Below are 17,859 nucleotides of genomic sequence, written 5' to 3'. Positions count from 1 at the left end.
AGTGATCACGCGATCCACGGGATTCCACGGTAACACCATCCGGACCGTGAGCCGGCGTCGCACCCGCTGTCGGCGCACGTGGGGCCCCGTCGCCCGTGATCAACTCCGGTGCGCGGGGGTGGCTGCCCCCGGCGCGGTGGCCACCGCGGTCGCCCCCGGACCCGCCGGGCCCGCGCCACCGGGACCGGACCCGTCCGACGACGCCCCGCCGCCCTCTCCCCCGGGCCGGCCGCTGTCCGGCAGCGTGCGGTCGGTGGAGTGGTCGAGCACCCGCAGCGCGGCCAACGCCGCCATCGGCACCACCAGCGCGCCGGCCGCGCCGGCCACGTCCAGCGCGGAGCCGCCCAGCACGCCGCCGAGCCCGGCGGCCACCCCGGTGCCGGCCATCGCCGCCCGGATCGCCGGATAGATGCCGAACAGCCGCATCAGGCCGCCCCACGGCTGGAGCAGCGCCAGCCAGACCAGCGCGGCCCCGGCCAGGGCCAGCACGGTCAGCGGACTGTTCACCAGCGTCTGGAAGTTCGAGGTGCTGGACCGGTGCACGGTCAGGCCGCCGGTGCCGTCCCCGAGCGCCGCCAGGAAACGACCCAGGCTGCCCCGCTCGGCCGCCGGCCGCCCCAGGTCGACGAGCGCGAAGCCGATGGTGACGGCCAGCCCGGCCATGGTGGCCCAGGCGAGGCGGCTGACGGTCAGCCAGCCACCGCCGCAGATCGCCGCGGCCACGCTCACCCCGGCGGTGAGCGCGATCGCGCCGATCGAGTCCGCGCCCAGGTACGGGCTGCCCACGATCACCACCGCGGTGCCGGCCACGGCCACCATCACGGTCGGCCGCCAGGTACGGCGGACCCGCTGGGCCAGCCAGCCCCCGCAGAGCAGCGACCCGGCGGTGAACACGCCCAGGCCGACCGTGCCCAGGCCGGCGTACCGGCCGCCCTCCAGCGCGGAGTAACCCACCACGCCGTTGAGTTGCAGCCGGGAACCGGTCAGCACGTCCACGCCGACCACCAGCGTGGCCAGCCCGGCCACCGCGCCGAGCGGCCCGAGCGTGCGGTCGTGCCCGGGAGCGAACCGGACCAGCGCCGTGCCGCCGACGATGAGCAGGGCGGTCACCGAGGCGAACCACCAGCCCGCGTGGGTCCCGCGCCACCAGGGCACCGCGTCGGCCAGCAACGCCGCCGGCACCGCCAACGCGGCGGCGACCAGCAGCAGCTCCACCACCGCGACGACCCGCCGGGACACCGGCTCCGGCCCGTGCGGCCCGGCGAGCCGGCGGGCCCGGCGCAGCAGCGGCAGCACCGCCACCGCGAGAGCCATCTGGGCGGCGGCGAGCAGCGTGAAGAACCAGCCGGCGACCCGGCGTTGGGCCGCCGCCTCCCGGTCGGCGTCGGCCGGCGCCGTGATCGCCTCCGGCAGGTCGTCCGGCCGGTCGTCGACGGTCACCGCGGGCCGGCCGAGGAACAACCGCTCCGGCATCGGCCGGCCCAACGCGGCGAGCGCGGTCGGGGCCAGGTCGACCAGTTGCAGGTAGCCGGCCCGGGCGGTGCTCGGCGACGTCAGCCAGCCGCCGTCCCAGCCGGGACCGTCCGCGACGGCGACGTGCAGCCGCGCCGGCGTGTCGGTGTCGGAGACGCCGGCCACCAGCACCAGCGAACGCGGTGGCCGGGCGGCGAGCACCCGGGCGAGCCGGGCGTCGGCCTGGCGCGCCTGGGCGGCCCGGACGGCCGGGTCGTCGTCGTCGACCGTGCCCACGTCGACGATGCTCAGCACGCAGGAGCCGAGCAGCTCCGCCGGGTCGTCGGGCAGCGCCGGCTCGTACCTGTCGACCCGGCCGAACGGGCGGGCGGCGGCCACCGCCGCGCCCGGCCCGACCGCCACCGAACAGCGCACCGACTCGGCCAGCGCGCCCGGCACCGCGCCCCAGGCGAGCTTCTCCTGGTTGTGGGCGACGACGCCCGGCTGGTCGGGCAGGTTCGCGCCGATCCCGTCGGGCTGCTCGACGGTCACCCCGGCGGCCGGACAGCCGCCGGGACGGCTGCCGTTCCAGGCCGCGAAGTTGCCCGCGCCGAGCGTCAGCCAGCCGTCCACCGGGCAGGTGGGGCGGTGCGCGGAACGCACCGACAGGGAACCGATCGCGCCCTGCTCGGCCATCCGCCACAGCGTCGGCGTGTTCCGCGGATCCACGTCGTCCCAGCGCAGGCCGGCCGCGCCGACCAGCACCACGAAGTCGGCGCTGCGCCGGGGCCCGCCGTCGTCCGGGCGGGCGGCCAGCGCGGTGATGCCCAGGGCCACCACCACCAGGGTCAGCAGCACCGGGGTCAGTCGGCGCAGCATCAGCGGTTCCCCGGAGAATGCTGCGGCGTCAGCTCGGCGTACAGGTCGGCGAGCGTGGCCACGGTGTCCGCCTCGGTGGGCCAGGTCGCGGCGCGGGCCGCGCCCCGGCGGCCCAGGTCGGCGCGGCGGGCCGCGTCGTCGAGCAGCTCCCGCACCGCCGCGTCGACCGCGTCCACGTCGCCGGCCGGGACCAGCACCGCGGCGTCGCCGACCAGCTCCGGCAGGCCACCGACCGCGGTCGCCACCAGCGGCACACCGGCACGCAGCGCCTCCTGCGCGAACAGTTGGCGGGCCTCCCAGTCGCTGGTGACCACCGCCAGGTCGGCGCCGGCCAGCAGGTCCGCCACGTCGGTGCGGTGCCCGAGCAGGGTCACCGGCGCCCGGGCGGCCGAGATCCGCGCCGCCAGCGGCAGGTAGGCGGGTCCACTGCCGGCGATCACCACCACCGGGGCGGGGACCCGGGTCCGCCAGCGGGCGGCGGCGTCGATCAGCACGTCGTACCGTTTCTGCGGGTGCAGCCGGCCCACCGACAGGATCAGCGGGCGGTCGGCGGTGACGCCGAACTCGGCCCGCACCGCGGCGCGACGGCGCCCCGGCGGGGGCAGCGTCGGCGCGGCGACCGGCGCCAGCCGGGCGTCGGCGGCGCCCAGCGCGGCGGCCCGCTCGACCAGGTCGGCGGAGGCGCCCAGCGCGACCCGTACGGAACGGGCGACGACGCGCTCCACCAGCCGGGACGCCGCGCCGCGCAACCCGCCGGCGAGCACCGCGTTGTGCCAGGTGACCACCAGCGGGACGGTGGGCCGGGCGAGCGCGGCCACCAGCCCGGCGCGCAGGCCGTGCGCGTGCACCACGTCGACAGGCGTCTCCGCCAGCGCCCGGCGCAGGGCGCCGACCGCGCGCGCGTCCCCGGGGGTGGGGCTGGCCGGGATCTCCACCGGCGTGAACCGGGCGCCCGCCTGAGTGAAGGCGAACTGCTCCTGGGTGGCGGCCGGTCCGCAGACCAGCACCGACGCGCCGGCCCCGGTCAGCCCGCGGGCGACCGAGCGGACGTGCTGCCCCACCCCGCCGGTGCTGGAGGCGAGCACCAGCGCGACCGACCCGGGCCAGCGCGGTGCCGGCGAGGCGTCCGTCATGAGGAAACGATCTCCTTTCCGTCGCCCCGCTCGCCGGGGTGCTGCTCCGCCGGCGGGTCGTCGGCCGGTCGCCGGCGACGCAGCCGGCGGGTCACGGCCGCGAGCAGCGGCCGCAGGTCGCGGGCGTCGGTCAGCCAGGCGACGGCGAGGAACAGGACGCCCACCACGACCCCGGACAGCATGCCCTGCGCGAGGGCCGCGAGCGTCGTCGGGGTCCCGTCCCCCAGCCGCTCCAGCCAGCGGGCGGTGGCCACCCCGCCCGCGGCGGCGACCGCGGCCGCCAGCAGCCCGGCCGCGCCGGCCCGGCCGATGCCGGCCAGCGCCTCCGGGCCGGCGGCGCGCCGTACGGCAGCAACCAGCAGCGCGCCGAGCAGCAGCATGCCGGCGGACGTGGCAAGCGTCACCGCCGGCACCCGGTCGGCCAGCGGCAACGCCTGGCCGGCCAGGACCGCCAGGGCGGGCACACTCAGCCAGCCGAGCGCGGTGGCGACGGTGGCCGAGCGGGTCTCGCCGCGGGCGTAGAGCGCCCGGGTGAGAACCGCGAACAGGCCGTAGCCGAGCAGGCCGGGGGCGAAGCCGGCGATGCCGGCCGCGGCGGTCCGCGCGTCCACCGGGTCGGGGAAGAAGAAGTGCCCGACCGGGATCGCGGTGCCGGCCAGCGCGGCGGCGCCGAGCAGGCTGAACAGCACCACCCCGCGCGCGGCCGGGGCCAGGGTGTCCCGGTAGGCGCGTTCGTCGCCGCCGGCCCGGGCCGCCACCAACGTCGGGTACGCGGCCACCGCGAGCGGCACCGCCAGCACCGACCAGGGCAGGAAGTAGACGGTCTGGGCCAGGTTGTAGACCCCGACGTCGGCGACCCGGCCGTAGGTGACCTGGTTGAGCGTGACGACCAGGGCGATCTGCTGGGCGGTCACGGTGACCACCCCGGCGGCCACCAGGCCGCCGACGCGGGCCCGGGCGTCGACCGGGAAGCGGTAGCCCCAGCGGGGCGGCAGCCGCAGCCGGCGCAGCGGGATCAGCAGGGACAGCGAGAGCACCACCACACCGAGCGTGGTGCCGCCGGAGAGCAGCAGTTCCCCGCCGCGGCCCACCTCGCCGATGCCGGCCCGCCGCCCCTCGGCGGCGGTGAAGGCGAGGTAGACCGCGATGACGGTGACGCTGGACAGCAGCGGCGCGAGCACCGGCCAGGCGAACCGGCGGTGCGCCTGGAGCACCCCGGTGAGCACGATGCCCACGCCGTAGAGCGGCAACTGGGGCGCGAAGACCCGCAGCATCCGCGCCCCGGCCGCCTGCTGGACCGGGTCCAGGCCGTGCCCGAGCAGGCCGGTCAGCGGCTCGGCGAGCAGCGCCACCAGCACCGCCAGCGGGACCAGCAGGCTCAGCGTCCAGGTCAGCAGCGCCCCGGTGGTGGCGGCCACCGCCCGCCGGTCGCCCGCGGCGACGGCGCCGGCCAGCAGCGGTACGACCAGACTGGCCAGCGCCCCACCGGCGACGATCTCGAAGATGACGTTCGGGACGTAGTTCGCCACCAGGTAGGCGCCACCGAGGTCGGTGGGGGCGAGCGTCCAGGTGAACACCGCGGTGCGACCGAAGCCGACGAGCCGGCTGACCACGGTGAGCACGGCGATGAGGGCAGCCGCCCCGGCGACACGGCCGACGGCGGCGAGGGGTGCCGGTTTCGTCACGTCAGTCGGCGAGCCGGCCCAGCTCGTCGAGGTGCCGCAACCCCGGTGTCCGGTGGATGACCTGGGTGAAGCTGACCTTCTCGCTGGCGGCGGTGAGCGCGGCGAGCACGGCCAGCACCCCGGCCCGCCCGAGCGGCCCGGTACGCGCGGCGAGGCTCACGCCGAGCAGTGCGCCGAGCGCGTTGGCGCCGCTGTCGCCGACCATCACCCGCTCGCCCAGGTCGTCACGCAGCAGGCCGGCGGCGGCGCCGACCGCGCCGGCCGCGATGCCGCCGTGCGGGCCGGTGGACAGCGGAGCGCCGAGCAGCAGGCCGGACTTCAGCGCCCGGCCGGGGCGCAGGTCGAGCAGGTTGACCAGGTTGGCGGTGCCGGCCACCACGCCGGCGCCGAGCAGCACGTCGACCCCGCGGCCGAACGCGCCGGCCCGCTGGCGACGCGGATGGGCGGCGACCCGCCGGTCGGCGGCGAGCAACGCCGCGGCGCCGAGCCCGGCGGCGCCCACCCCGGCGACCTTGACCAGCCCGGCGGTGACCCGGCCCTCGCGCAGCGCGGCGAGGTGACCGGCGAAGCCCTTGGCGGCCTTCTGCTCCGGGCGCGCGCCGACCACGTCGTCGTAGAGCCCGACCGCGCCCGCGCCCACGCCGGCCAGCAGCGCGGCGGCGCCGGCCGGGACGCTGCCGGCGCCGAGCGCGCCCGCGGTGGCGGCGCCCACGGCCAGGGCCGGGCCGGCGGCCAGGGTCACCGTGCGGCCCCGGTAGTTGGTGCGCTCCAGCGCCGGCGCGCTCGGTGACATGCGCACCTCCCGAAGCGCGTAGCGGGCGGCCAGCACCCCCGCGCCCACGGTCAGCAGCCGACCCAGTCTCACGCGACCCCTCCGATCCGGATCTCCCACGCGGCGCGGCACGGACCGGACGGCCCGGGCGCGATCACTCGGGCAGTTTAGGCAGCCGGGAGGCGGCGTTGTCGCCCACGCCGTACTGGCCGGCCTTCTTCCCGGTGAGCTGCTCGGCCAGGGCGAGGCTGGTGACCAGCTGTCCCTGCACGGTGTTGGCGTTGTCGACGGTGGAGATGGTCTGCGACAGCACCGGGTCGCCACGGACCACGGCCACCAGGTTGCCGCCGGTCGAGCCCATGCCGGCGACCACGACCGCACCGGCGCGGTCGAACTGCTCGGCGACCTTCACCACCGACTCGTCCTTCTTCGCCGAGTCCTTGTCCACGTACGGCTGGCCGGTAACCAGCACCACCGCCTCGGCGGGACCGGTGATCCGGTCCTCCGGAGTGAGGTAGCCGGCCTCCGCGTACTTCTGGAGCACGCTGCGCCGGTCGGCCTCGCTGACCGTCGGGTTGCCCGCCGGGCGCTCCAGCAGGACGTTGGCCAGCAACGCGCTGGAGGTCTCCACGCCGTGCCCGTTGCCGGGCAGGTTGGCGGTGGGGGCGCTGTTCGGGCGGGCGGCGGTGACGGCCAGCTCCAGCAGGTTGTTGTTGCTGTCCGGGTTGACGAACTTGTCCTGCACGGTGACCCGGCCGGTGACGTCCGCGCCGGCGGTGCGGAGCATCTTCACCACGCCCTCGGTCTGGTCCCGGCCGCTGGGCAGCGTCAGCACCACCACCCGCCGGCCGGCCAGCTTCCCGGTCAGGACCAGCGGCGCCATCTCGCCGACGAAGTCCTCCTCGGTCTCCAGCTGCTTCTGCATGTCGTTGACCGACTGACGCATCAGCGAGTTGTCCTTGCGCAGGCCGTTGACGTTCTCCCGGAGCGAGTCGGCCACCGGGCCGTTGAGGGCGGCTGTGCCGACCACCAGGCCGATCGCCAGCGCGAGGAAGACCGCGGTCAGGGACACCACGTGGTAGCGGAAGTTGATCACGCTTGCAGCCTCTTGATCGTCGGGGGAGCTAGAAGAGCTGGCCGAGCTGGAACACGAAATTGTCCCACCATTCGGAGACCACGCCCAAATACGCCTTCCCGACGGTGGAGACGGCCACCGCGGAGGCCATCGCGGCAACCGCGGAGAGGACCAGCAGCAGCAGCGAGGACCCGGAGATGCTCTGCCGGTAGAGCCGGCTGACGCCCTTGGCGTCGACCAGCTTGCCGCCCACCTTCAGCCGGGTGAGGAACGTCGACGCCATGCCGCCGCGGCCCTTGTCGAGGAACTCCACCAGGGTGGCGTGGGTGCCGACGGCCACCAGCAGCGAGGCGCCCTTCTCGTCGGCCAGCAGCATGGCCAGGTCCTCGCTGGTGGCCGCCGCCGGGAACGTGATCGCGGGCACGCCCAGGCCGTTGACCCGGGCCAGACCGGGAGCCCGACCGTCCGGGTAGGCGTGCACGATCACCTCGGCGCCGCAGCGCAGCACGTCGTCGGTGACCGAGTCCATGTCGCCGATGATCATGTCGGGGGTGTAGCCGGCCTCGACCAGCGCGTCGGCCCCGCCGTCCACGCCGATCAGCACCGGCTTGAACTCGCGGATGTAGGGCCGCAGCACGTCCAGGTCGGCCTTGTAGTCGTAGCCCCGGACCACGATCAGGCAGTGCCGGCCCTGCATCTGGGTCTGGATCTCCGGCACGCCGACGCCGTCGAGCAGCAGGTCGCGTTCCTGCCGGAGGTAGTCCATCGTGTTGGCGGCGAACGCCTCCAACTGCACCGACAGGCCCTCCCGGGCGTCGGCCATCGACTTGCCGACCGTCTCCGCGTCCTGGAGCGCGCCGTGCGCGACCGGCTCCGTGCCCACGAAGACGGTGTTGCCCTCGATGCGCACCAGATCGCCCTCGCGGACCTGCTCGAAGACGCCCTCGCCGAGGTCGTCCAGGAGCGGGATGCCGGCCGAGACCAGCACCTCGGGGCCGAGGTTGGGATAGCGCCCGGACACCGACGGCTTGGCGTTCAGCACCGCGGCCACGCCGACCGCGACGAGCGAGTCGGCCGCCACCCGGTCCAGGTCGACGTGGTCGATGACCGCGATGTCACCCGGACGCAGGCGGCCGACCAGCCGTTTCGTCCGGCGGTCGAGGCGCGCGGTGCCGAGGATCGAGCCCGGTTCCGCGTTCCGGGTCCGGCGCAGTGTGGGTAGACGCATCGTGACCATCCTGGCATGTTGGGCAGGTTCTGCTGTCGCGACATGCCTGAGCAGGGCCGCCTACCCAGGGAAGCACACCGGGGCGCGCCCCGGTGTGCTTGCGCTCACAATCGGGGTATCACGGACGCCGTTCCTTGGCCGCCACGGCCAGGAGCTCCTCGGCGTGGGCGATACCCAGATCGGAGTCCGGCAAACCGGCGAGCATCCGGGCCAGCTCCCGGGCCCGCTCGGTGTCCTCCACCACGCGGACGCCGCTGGTGGTCACCGCGCCCCCGGTGTCCTTCGCCACCACCAGGTGCCGGTCCGCGAACGCGGCCACCTGGGGCAGGTGGGTCACCACGAGCACCTGGTGGCTGCGCGCCAACCGGGCCAGCCGCCGGCCGATCTCCACCGCGGCCTGCCCGCCGACACCGGCGTCGACCTCGTCGAAGACCAGCGTGGGCGGACCGCCCGAACCGGCGAAGACCACCTCGATGGCGAGCATCACCCGCGACAGCTCACCGCCGGAGGCGCCCCGCTGCAACGGCAACGACGGCGCGCCGGGATGCGCCAGCAGCCGCAGCTCGACCTCGTCGGCGCCGTCCGCGCCGACGCCCGCCTCGACGCCGTTGACCGGCAGGCTCGGCTCGGACCGCCCGGCCGCCCGCAGCAGCACCGCCACCTCGATCCGGGCGTGCGGCATGGCCAGCCCGGCCAACTCGACGGTGACCTGCTCGGCGAAGCGACCGGCGGCCTCCTGCCGGGAGGCGGAGACCCGACCGGCGAGGTCGGCCACCTCACCGGCGAGGCGGGCCGCCTCCCGGTCCAACTCGTCAAGCAACTCGTCGGAGGTGTCCAGTTCGGACAGCCGGACGCGGGCCCGCTCGGCCCAGGCCACCACGCCGTCCACGTCGTCGGCGTACTTGCGGGTGAGCCCGCGCAGCGCGGCCCGTCGCTCGTAGATCGTCTCCAGCCGGGCCGGATCGGCGTCCAGCGCGGTCAGGTAGGTGGACAGCTCGGCGGCCACGTCGGTGACCAGCGTGGCGACCTCCTCCAGCCGGGCCGCCAGCTCACCGAGCGCCGGGTCGGTGCCGGCCTGCGCCTCCAGCGTGCGGCGGGCGGTGCCGAGCAGCACGGCCACGTCGGGCGTGTCGTCGGTCGCCTCCACACCGCCGGCCACGCACTGCTGCGCCACCTGCGCCGCGGTGCGCAGCCCCTCGGCGTGCTCCAGCCGCTGCGCCTCCGCCTTCAGCTCGTCGTCCTCCCCCGGCTGCGGATCGACCCGGGTGATCTCGTCGAGGCCGAGCCGGAGCAGGTCGGCCTCCTGGTTGCGCTCCCGGGCGTTGCGCCGCCGGTCGGCCAGGTCGTCGACCACCGCCCGCCACCGCGCGTACGTCTCGCGCAGCGCGTCCAGCAGCTTCTCGTGCTCGGCGCCGGCGAACCGGTCGAGCGCGGCCCGCTGCTCGGCCGGACGCAGCAGGCGAAGCTGGTCGGACTGGCCGTGCACCGCCAGCGCCTGCTCGCCGACCTCGCCGAGCGTCGCCACCGGCATGCTGCGCCCGCCCAGGTGGGCCCGTGAGCGCCCCTCGATCGTGACGGTGCGGCTGAGCAGCAGTGAGCCGTCCTCGTCGGGCTCGCCGCCGGCGTCGATGATCCGGGCGTGCACCGCCTCGGCCACCCGGCCGCGCAGCCGCAGCCGCCCCTCCACCACCGCGCGGCCCGGCTGCGCCCGCACCCGACCCGCGTCGGCCCGGCCGCCGAAGAGCAGGCCGAGGCCGGTCACCACCATGGTCTTGCCGGCGCCGGTCTCGCCGGTGATGACGTTCATCCCCCCGGCCAGCGGCAGCGTGGTGTCCTCGATGACGCCCAGTCCGGTGATGCGCAGCTCTTCCAGCACAGCACCCGACAGTAGCCCCGCCGGGTGACAGTTGACCAGCCGGCACGGTGACCGGCGCCGGTCGCTTCGCGCTTTCCCGGAAAGAGTGGCTGTCCGGCGCCGGACAGCCACTCTTTCCGGGAAACAGCGCGCACGGCAATGGGGGGGTGGGGTGTGGAGAGTCGGGGCGCCGGGCGTCGGCCAGCTCGTGTGCCGCCGCTTCCTCCGGCGGCGGCTCAACGACCTGTCGGCCCGACCGGGGTCGACACCCGACCGGGCCGGACGTGCCGGTCCGCCCGCCGCGGCCGGCCACGGCGCTCCGGCACCCCGACCGTCGCGGGCTCCGACCACCCCCTGGCCGAACCCGCGACCGTCGGGCCACGCCACCTCCGAGTCGGCGGGCCTCACCGCCGCGCCCGGACTCACCTCGACGCGGCCCGTCCCGCCCACCGTAACGCGCCGCGGCGTACCGGGCACCGAAGCTGAGCCGTCGATCAGCGGCGGCTGCCGCGCCAGCCCTGCACGGGCAGGTCGAACTTGGCCACCAGCCGATCGGTGAACGGCCGGTCCCGCAGCCGCACGATGCGCACCGGCAACGCGCCCCGACGCACCGTGACCCGGGCGCCGGGCGGCAGGTCGTAGACCCGCCGGCCGTCGCAGCAGAGCACCGCGAGCGTGGTGAACGGATCGACGGTGATGACGAACGTGGAGGTCGGCGCCGTGACCAGTGGGCGGCTGAACAACGCGTGCGCGCTGATCGGCACCAGCAGCAGCGCCTCCACCTCGGGCCAGACCACCGGCCCGCCACCGGAGAACGCGTACGCGGTGGAGCCGGTCGGGGTCGCGCACACCACGCCGTCGCACCCGTACCGGGACAGCGGCCGACCGTCGACGTCGACGAGCAGCTCCAGCATCTGGGCCCGCTCGCCCTTCTCCACGCTGATCTCGTTGAGCGCCCACGACTCGATGGTCGGCCCACCGTCGAACTCGGCGGTCACGTCGAGGGTCAACCGCTCGTCCACCGTGTAGTTACGCGCGACCACGTCCCGCACCGCGGCGTCCAGGTCGTTCATCTCCGCCTCGGCCAGGAAGCCGACCTTGCCGAGGTTGATGCCGAGCAGCGGCGCCTTGGCCGGACGGGCCAACTCGGCGGCGCGCAGGAACGTGCCGTCCCCGCCCAGCGCGAACACGATCTCCGCGCCCTCGGCCGCCTCCGGACCGGTCACCGGCACCACGCCCGGCAGGTCGAGGTCGTCGGCCTCCTCGGCCACCACCCGGACCTCGAACCCGTTCGCGATCAGGTCGGCAGCGACCGCCCGGGCGTGCTCGGTGCTGCGTCGACGGCCGGTGTGCGTCACCAGCAGCGCGGTGCGACTCACCCGGACACCTCCTCGGTCGTGGCCGCCGTCGCGGCGGCACCCTGCGGACCCGCGGCCACCACCGCGCGTACCCGGTCGGGGTCGGCGGCGGGCGCGTCCCGGCGCAACCATACGAAGAACTCGACGTTGCCGCTCGGCCCGGGCAGCGGGCTGGCCGCCACGTCGGCCAGGCCGAGACCGAGCCGCGCGGCGGCGGCGGCCACGTCGAGCACCGCCTCGGCGCGCAGCGCCGGGTCCCGCACCACCCCGCCGGCGCCCACCCGTTCCTTGCCCACCTCGAACTGCGGCTTCACCATCAGCGCCAGGTCGCCGTCGGGCCCGGTGCAGCCGGCCAGCGCCGGCAGCACCAGACGCAGCGAGATGAACGACAGGTCGGCCACCGTCAGGTCGACCGGCCCGCCGATCGTCTCCGGCGTGAGGGTACGCACATTGGTGCGCTCGAGGACCCGGACCCGCTCGTCGGTGCGCAACGGCCAGGCGAGCTGCCCGTAGCCGACGTCCACGGCCACCACCTCGGCCGCGCCGGCGCGCAGCAGCACGTCGGTGAAGCCCCCGGTGGAGGCGCCCGCGTCCAGGCAGCGCCGGCCGGTCACCACCAGCCCGCCCGGCGCGAACGCGGCCAGCGCGCCGGCCAGCTTGTGGCCGCCCCGGGAGACGTACTCCTCGGCCGGGTCCTCGCCGGTGACCAGCAGCGGGTCGGCGGGGTCGACCATGGCGGCGGGCTTGCGGGCCGGCACCCCGCGCAACTGGACGCGACCGGCCTCCACCAACGCGGCGGCCTGCTCGCGGGAGCGGGCCAGACCACGGCGGACGAGTTCGGCGTCCAGTCGGGTACGTCGAGCCATCGGTGTCCGTTCTCCGCCTCTGCTCAGGCCTGGTCGATGCCGGCCAGGGTCTCGCGCAGCGTCTCGTACGCCGCCTCGTACTGGGCAATCTGGTCCGCCGGGGCGAGCGCCTCCGCGTTCGCCATGCCCCGCACCGCGGCGTCCACCGCCGGGTGCCGCGCCTCGCCGACCTCCTCGACCGGCGCGGAGCGTACCCCCGGGGGCGGACCGGGCCGCGGACCCGGCGGCGGACCGGGCCGGAACGGCGCGCTCACGAGCCGTCCGCCCGACGGCCGGTGGCCTTCCGCGCCGGTCGGGCGGACGCGGCCGGCGGCTCGTCGACCGGCGACTCGTTTGCCGACGGCTCGTTTGCCGGTGTGCGCGCCACCGTGGCCGCGGGCTTGCGCGCCACCGCCTTCCTGGCTACCGCCTTCTTCGCGACCGCCTTGGTCGCCGTGGTGCCGCCGGGAGTGGCCGCGGCAGTCGTGGCCGCGGTCGGCACGGTCCCGCTCGACGCCGACGCGGTCGACGCCGGTGCGGGCGGCTCGGGAGCGGTCGACGCCGACGCGGTCGACGCCGGTGCGGACGTGGTCGTCGGCTCGACGGGCGTGCGCGCCTCGCGCAACTGCCGTTCCAGGTCGTGCACGCGCCGGGTCAGCTCGGCGACCTCGTCGGCGGTGGCCAGCCCGACCGCGCCCAGCGCCCGGTCGACCTCGAAGCGGACCAGTTTGGTCAAGGCCTCCCGGTTCGCCAGGCCGGTGGCGACCAGTTCCTCGGCGAGCGACTGGAGCTGACCGGCCGTCGCGCCGCCCTGATCGACGACGCGCATCACCGCGTCCTGCGCCTTCTTCCGGGGCGCCTCCGTCAGGCCCATGGCCAGCGAGAGGTAGGCGCGCCACGCGTCCTGCATGCCTGAGTCCTTCCACGGGGCGAGGTGTGCAGGTGCCACGCTACCGGGCACCGGGGACGAACCATTGCGGTACGGTGCCGGGGAACGGCATGGCTCATGGTGAGGAGACGATGTGGCCAGCGTGGACGAATGCCGGCAGGCGTTGCAGGACCTGGCCGACCGGCTGGACCGGCACGCCGAGGCGCAGGGCAAGATCGATCTCGACCGCACCCTGGCCTGCCGGATCACCGACCTGGGCACCGCGTTCCACGGTCGGCTGGAAGGCGGCCGGTTGGTCGGGCTGACCGACGGCGACGACCCGAAGGCCAAGATCGCGCTGAGCATCGCCGGCGACGACCTGATCGCCCTGGTGCACGGCAACCTCGACATCATGTCGGCGGTGGCGTCCCGCCGGGTCTCCGTCAAGGCGAACCCGTTCGACCTGATGAAACTCCGCAAACTGCTCTGACGACGCCGTCGCCGGGCGCTCGCCCGCAGCGGGGTGCCGGCCGGCGGGCTCAGCCGTCGACGCGGTCGAGCCCGAACGCGGCGAGCGCTTCCGCCGCCGCCGGGGACGCGGCCCGCGCCCGCGGGTCGGCCGCCGTCGACCAGGCCACCGCGCAGAGCGCCGCGAGCGCGTCCAACGGCCGTCCCGCGCCGTCGAGAACCAGCTCCCCGTCGGTCGCCGTCACCGACCAGCCGCCGGTCTCGGGTCGGCCGGGCACCGCCACCACGGCCGCCGCGTCGAAGAGCCCCGCCAGGTCGAAGGAGACGTACGCCGGCCGGCGCGACTCGGGCGCCGCCAGCAACTCGGCCGCGTCGCTCACCCCGGTCAGCACCAGCAGGCTGTCCAGTCCGGCCCGGCGGGCCCCCTCGATGTCGGTGTCCAGGCGGTCGCCCACCACGAGCGCGCGCCCGGTTCCGGCGCGGCGCGCGGCGGTGGCGAACAGCGCCGGTTCCGGCTTTCCCACCACCACGTCGGGATCCCGGCCCAGCGCGGTACGCAGCACCGCCACCAGTGAGCCGTTCCCGGGCAACGGCCCGCGCGGGCTGGGCAGTGTGCGGTCGGTGTTCGTGGCGTACCAGGGCGCGCCCGCCCGCACCGCCAGGGACGCCTCGGCCAGCTCGGACCAGCCGACCTGCGGACCGTAGCCCTGGGCCACGGCGGCCGGCTCCTCGTCGACCGTCGACACCGGCCGCAGGCCCACCGCACGCAGTTCCGCCCGCAGCGCCTCCGCGCCGACCACCAGCACCGCCGCGCCGGCCGGCAACCGGTCCCGGAGCAGCTCGGCGGTGGCGGCCGCGGAGGTCAGCACCTCCACCGGCTCGGCCGGCACACCCATGCCGGTGAGCAGGTCAGCCACCTCGCTGGACCGGCGCGAGGCGTTGTTCGTCGCGTACGCGACCGCCCGCCCCTCGGCCCGCAGCCGGCCGACCGCCTCGACCGCGCCGGGGATGGGCCGGTCGATCAGGTAGATGACCCCGTCCAGGTCGAAGACCACCAGGGCGTACCCGTCGACCAGCCGCCCGTCCGCCCCGGCGCGAGCCCGCTCCACCCCGGTACCGGCACCGGTGTCGGTGTCGGTGTCCCCGGCGTGCCCGCTCACCGGCGCTCCGCCGCCTCGTCCCCGCCCGGCGCGTGCCCACCGGCCGTCGGCCGGTTCTCCGCCTGGTCGGCGGGAGCGTCGTCGGTGGCGGCGAGCGAGCCGGCCTCGTCGTCGGTCAGCTCGTCGTCGGTCAGGTCGGCGGCGTCGCGGTCCCGGTACCCGGCCCGAGCCGCGTCGCCGGCACCGGACGTGTCGGCGCGGTCGCCCTTCGGGCCGGCGTCTTCGTCGAGGTCGTCGTCCTCGTCACCGTCCCGGTCGAGGTCGTCGTCGTCCTCGTCGTCGTCCCGGTCGAGGTCGTCGTCCTCGTCGAGGTCGTCCTCGTCGTCTTCGTCCTCGTCGTCTTCGTCCTCGTCGAGGTCGTCCTCGTCGTCTTCGTCTTCGTCTTCGTCGAGGTCGTCCTCGTCGTCCTCGTCGAGGTCGTCCTCGTCGTCGGAGTCGCCGTGCGTGGCCGAGGAGTCCGCGCCGGTCGGAGCGTCGTCCGACTCGTCGTCCTCGTCGTCGCCCTCGATGACCACGCCGTCGAGCTCCAGCAGCCGCTCGGCGGCGTCGGTCTCACCGTCGGAGTCGATGTCGGAGGCGCGGGAGAACCACTCTCGCGCCTCCTCGCGCCGGCCCACCGCGAGCAGCGCGTCCGCGTACGCGTAGCGCAGCCGGGCCGCCCACGGCTCGGCCGACTCGGCGGTCAGCTCGCGGACCTGGAGCATCGCCACGGCCGCGTCCTTCTGGCCCAGGTCGCCACGCGCGCCGGCGGCCACGATCAGCAGCTCGATGGCGACGGCCTGGTCGAGCTTGGCCTGATCCGCCCCACGGAACAGGTCGATCGCCCGCTCCGGCCGGCCCAGCGCCCGCTCACAGTCGGCCAGCACCGCGAGGTGGCTCTGCAGGCCGGTCATCCGGTGGTACGTCCGCAGCTCGGCGATAGCCGTCTGCCACTCCCCCGAGTGGTACGCGGCCAGCCCGACCGCCTCACGCACCGCGGCGATCCGCGAGGCCAGCCGTCGGGCCGCCATCGCGTGCGCCAGCGCCAGCGTCGGGTCCTCGTCGATCAGCAGGCCGGTCGCGACCAGGTGCCGGGCGACGGTCTCCGCCACCGGCTTGGCGAGCGAGAGAAGCTCCGCCCGTACGGTCGAGTCGAGGTCGCTCGCGACCACGTCGTCCGGCAGCTCCGGCGCCTCTCCGGTACGTCCCTCGCCCCGCTCGTCCTGACGCTCGCGCTGCGGGCCGAAGCTGCCCGGCCGACGGTCGTCCCGATCCGGCCGGTCGCCGTAGCTACGGCGCTCCCCGTCCCGCTCGGTACGCCCACCGCGGTAACCGCCCTCCCGGCGGTCACCAGTGGGTCCGCCGGCACGGTCGTCGCGACGGAAGCCACCCTCGCGACGGTCACCACCGCCGAAGCCGCCCTCACGGTCGTCGCGACGGAAGCCACCCTCACGGCGGTCCCCGCCCCGGAACCCGCCGTCACGGTCCCCGCCTCGGAAACCACCGGAGCGCTCACCGCCACGGAAGCCGCCGTCACGGTCGCCGCCCCGGAAGCCACCCGAGCGCTCGCCACCACGGAAACCGCCCTCACGACGGTCACCAGTGGGTCCGCCGGCACGGTCGTCACGGCGGAAGCCGCCCTCGCGACGATCGCCGCCCCGGAAGCCGCCCTCGCGGTCACCACCGCGGAAACCGCCCTCACGACGGTCACCACCTCGGAAACCGCCCTCGCGGTCGCCGCCACGGAAGCCGCCTTCACGGCGGTCGCCACCGGAGGTCCCGCCGGCACGATCGTCGCGGCGGAAGCCGCCCTCACGACGCTCGCCGCTCGGCGCACCACCGGCACGGTCGTCACGGCGGAAGCCGCCCTCGCGACGCTCGCCGCCCCGGAAGCCGCCCTCGCGACGCTCGCCACCGGAAGCGCCACCGGCACGGTCGTCACGGCGGAAGCCACCCTCACGACGGTCCCCACCGCGGAAGCCACCATCACGGTCGCCGCCGCGGAAACCGCCCGAGCGCTCGCCACCACGGAAACCGCCCTCGCGGTCCCCGCCTCGGAAACCGCCCTCGCGACGGTCCCCACCGCGGAAACCACCATCACGGTCGCCGCCCCGGAAACCACCCGAACGGTCGCCACCACGGAAACCGCCGTCACGACGGTCACCGCTCGGCGCGCCACCGGCACGGTCGTCACGGCGGAAACCGCCCTCACGACGGTCACCGCTCGGCGCACCACCGGCACGATCATCGCGGCGGAAACCGCCCTCACGGCGCTCCCCGCCTCGGAAACCACCCTCGCGGTCGGCGCCGCGGAAACCGCCCTCACGACGGTCCCCCCCACGGAAACCACCGTCACGGTCGCCGCCCCGGAAACCACCCGAGCGCTCGCCACCACGGAAACCGCCCTCACGACGGTCGCCGCTAGGCGCACCACCGGCACGATCGTCACGGCGGAAACCGCCCTCACGACGGTCCCCACCACGGAAACCACCGTCACGGTCCCCGCCGCGGAAACCGCCGGAGCGCTCGCCACCACGGAAACCACCATCACGGTCGCCGCCCCGGAAACCACCCGAGCGCTCGCCACCACGGAAACCGCCCTCACGACGGTCGCCGCTAGGCGCACCACCGGCACGATCGTCACGGCGGAAACCGCCCTCACGACGGTCCCCACCACGGAAACCACCGGAGCGCTCACCGCCACGGAAACCGCCCTCACGACGGTCACCGCTCGGCGCACCACCGGCACGATCGTCACGGCGGAAACCGCCCTCACGACGGTCACCACCACGGGTGCCGCCGGCGCGGTCGTCGCGACCGCCCCGGTACGAGGGGCGATCATCGCGGCGGGCGTCGCCGCGCCCCTCGCCACGGTCGGCGCGATCCTCGTAGCGACGGGGGCGGTCCCCGCCCTGGGGTCCAGAGCTCACAGGTGCATCCTTCCTGATGGCGTCTCCGCCAGAAACGCTAACGCAGTCGAGGGCCGACCCTCATGGGGCGGCCCTCGACTGGAAGATTGTCCGGCGGTGTCCTACTCTCCCACACCCTCCCGAGTGCAGTACCATCGGCGCTGGAGGGCTTAGCTTCCGGGTTCGGAATGTA

At 75.6% G+C, this 17,859-nt stretch carries 14 protein-coding genes, 1 rRNA gene and 1 pseudogene; 1 reads left to right on the top strand and 15 read right to left on the bottom strand.

Annotated features, from left to right (window positions below; genetic code table 11):
* Positions 1 to 99 precede the first annotated feature (99 nt).
* From ACZ6O5_RS27475 to ACZ6O5_RS27425, 11 genes are all read right to left on the bottom strand, one after another.
* Positions 100 to 2,331 carry a hypothetical protein gene (locus ACZ6O5_RS27475; protein ID WP_465980648.1) on the bottom strand — a complete coding sequence of 744 codons (2,232 nt, stop codon included), beginning with the start codon at positions 2,329 to 2,331 and terminating at the stop codon, positions 100 to 102.
* Positions 2,331 to 3,464, bottom strand: coding sequence for a glycosyltransferase family 4 protein (locus ACZ6O5_RS27470; RefSeq protein ID WP_465980646.1), 1,134 nt, complete (start codon positions 3,462 to 3,464; stop codon positions 2,331 to 2,333). The genes ACZ6O5_RS27475 and ACZ6O5_RS27470 overlap by 1 nt, the downstream gene beginning before the upstream one ends.
* Complete coding sequence (gene murJ, locus ACZ6O5_RS27465; protein WP_465980644.1) at positions 3,461 to 5,149, bottom strand: murein biosynthesis integral membrane protein MurJ; 1,689 nt, start codon at positions 5,147 to 5,149, stop codon at positions 3,461 to 3,463. Before murJ ends, ACZ6O5_RS27470 begins: the two co-directional genes overlap by 4 nt.
* A 1-nt stretch (position 5,150) precedes the next feature.
* A complete protein-coding gene (locus tag ACZ6O5_RS27460) occupies positions 5,151 to 6,014 on the bottom strand; it encodes a hypothetical protein (protein ID WP_465980642.1) in 864 nt (287 codons plus the stop codon).
* A 61-nt stretch (positions 6,015 to 6,075) separates the two neighbouring features.
* Positions 6,076 to 7,017: a copper transporter gene (locus ACZ6O5_RS27455; RefSeq protein WP_465980640.1), complete on the bottom strand. Its 942-nt coding sequence runs from the start codon at positions 7,015 to 7,017 to the stop codon at positions 6,076 to 6,078.
* A gap of 28 nt (positions 7,018 to 7,045) precedes the next feature.
* On the bottom strand, positions 7,046 to 8,224 hold the full coding sequence (steA, locus tag ACZ6O5_RS27450; RefSeq protein WP_107160788.1) for a putative cytokinetic ring protein SteA: 1,179 nt from the start codon (positions 8,222 to 8,224) through the stop codon (positions 7,046 to 7,048).
* Between the two features lie 118 nt (positions 8,225 to 8,342).
* Positions 8,343 to 10,100, bottom strand: a complete 1,758-nt coding sequence (gene recN, locus ACZ6O5_RS27445) for a DNA repair protein RecN (protein ID WP_465980637.1) — start codon at positions 10,098 to 10,100, stop codon at positions 8,343 to 8,345.
* Between the two features lie 473 nt (positions 10,101 to 10,573).
* Positions 10,574 to 11,458, bottom strand: a complete 885-nt coding sequence (locus ACZ6O5_RS27440) for an NAD kinase (protein WP_465980635.1) — start codon at positions 11,456 to 11,458, stop codon at positions 10,574 to 10,576.
* A complete protein-coding gene (locus tag ACZ6O5_RS27435) occupies positions 11,455 to 12,303 on the bottom strand; it encodes a TlyA family RNA methyltransferase (protein WP_425790384.1) in 849 nt (282 codons plus the stop codon). Before ACZ6O5_RS27435 ends, ACZ6O5_RS27440 begins: the two co-directional genes overlap by 4 nt.
* 23 nt (positions 12,304 to 12,326) lie before the next feature.
* Positions 12,327 to 12,557, bottom strand: coding sequence for a hypothetical protein (locus ACZ6O5_RS27430; protein ID WP_107160780.1), 231 nt, complete (start codon positions 12,555 to 12,557; stop codon positions 12,327 to 12,329).
* A complete protein-coding gene (locus tag ACZ6O5_RS27425) occupies positions 12,554 to 13,192 on the bottom strand; it encodes a phasin family protein (RefSeq protein WP_465980633.1) in 639 nt (212 codons plus the stop codon). Before ACZ6O5_RS27425 ends, ACZ6O5_RS27430 begins: the two co-directional genes overlap by 4 nt.
* Positions 13,193 to 13,304: 112 nt before the next feature.
* Here ACZ6O5_RS27425 and ACZ6O5_RS27420 point away from each other — a divergent pair, with 112 nt between their 5' ends.
* Positions 13,305 to 13,640, top strand: coding sequence for an SCP2 sterol-binding domain-containing protein (locus ACZ6O5_RS27420; protein WP_425790378.1), 336 nt, complete (start codon positions 13,305 to 13,307; stop codon positions 13,638 to 13,640).
* 49 nt (positions 13,641 to 13,689) lie between these two features.
* Here ACZ6O5_RS27420 and ACZ6O5_RS27415 read toward each other — a convergent pair whose 3' ends face one another.
* The 4 genes and pseudogenes from ACZ6O5_RS27415 to rrf all read right to left on the bottom strand — a co-directional run.
* A complete protein-coding gene (locus ACZ6O5_RS27415; protein ID WP_465980890.1) occupies positions 13,690 to 14,727 on the bottom strand; it encodes an HAD-IIA family hydrolase in 1,038 nt (345 codons plus the stop codon).
* Positions 14,728 to 15,256: 529 nt separating this feature from the next.
* Positions 15,257 to 15,869, bottom strand: a pseudogene (locus tag ACZ6O5_RS27410) (Replicase polyprotein 1ab); the annotation flags it as partial.
* Positions 15,824 to 17,629, bottom strand: coding sequence for a hypothetical protein (locus ACZ6O5_RS27405; protein ID WP_465980630.1), 1,806 nt, complete (start codon positions 17,627 to 17,629; stop codon positions 15,824 to 15,826). The gene ACZ6O5_RS27405 and the pseudogene ACZ6O5_RS27410, both read right to left, overlap by 46 nt.
* A 146-nt stretch (positions 17,630 to 17,775) precedes the next feature.
* Positions 17,776 to 17,859: ribosomal RNA gene (gene rrf, locus ACZ6O5_RS27400) — 5S ribosomal RNA — on the bottom strand; the annotation flags it as partial.

It is taken from the genome of Micromonospora sp. NPDC049201 (genome assembly GCF_055586805.1).
The sequence above is the reverse complement of the archived record's forward strand: the minus strand, read 5'-3'. Positions and strand labels throughout refer to the sequence as shown.

What these genes read in the sequence shown, in the direction of transcription:
- ACZ6O5_RS27475 (WP_465980648.1), bottom strand. Translation starts at nt 2,331, where the DNA reads ATGCTGCGCCGACTGACCCCGGTGCTGCTGACCCTGGTGGTGGTGGCC.
- ACZ6O5_RS27470 (WP_465980646.1), bottom strand. Translation starts at nt 3,464, where the DNA reads ATGACGGACGCCTCGCCGGCACCGCGCTGGCCCGGGTCGGTCGCGCTG.
- steA (WP_107160788.1), bottom strand. Translation starts at nt 8,224, where the DNA reads ATGCGTCTACCCACACTGCGCCGGACCCGGAACGCGGAACCGGGCTCG.
- ACZ6O5_RS27435 (WP_425790384.1), bottom strand. Translation starts at nt 12,303, where the DNA reads ATGGCTCGACGTACCCGACTGGACGCCGAACTCGTCCGCCGTGGTCTG.
- ACZ6O5_RS27425 (WP_465980633.1), bottom strand. Translation starts at nt 13,192, where the DNA reads ATGCAGGACGCGTGGCGCGCCTACCTCTCGCTGGCCATGGGCCTGACG.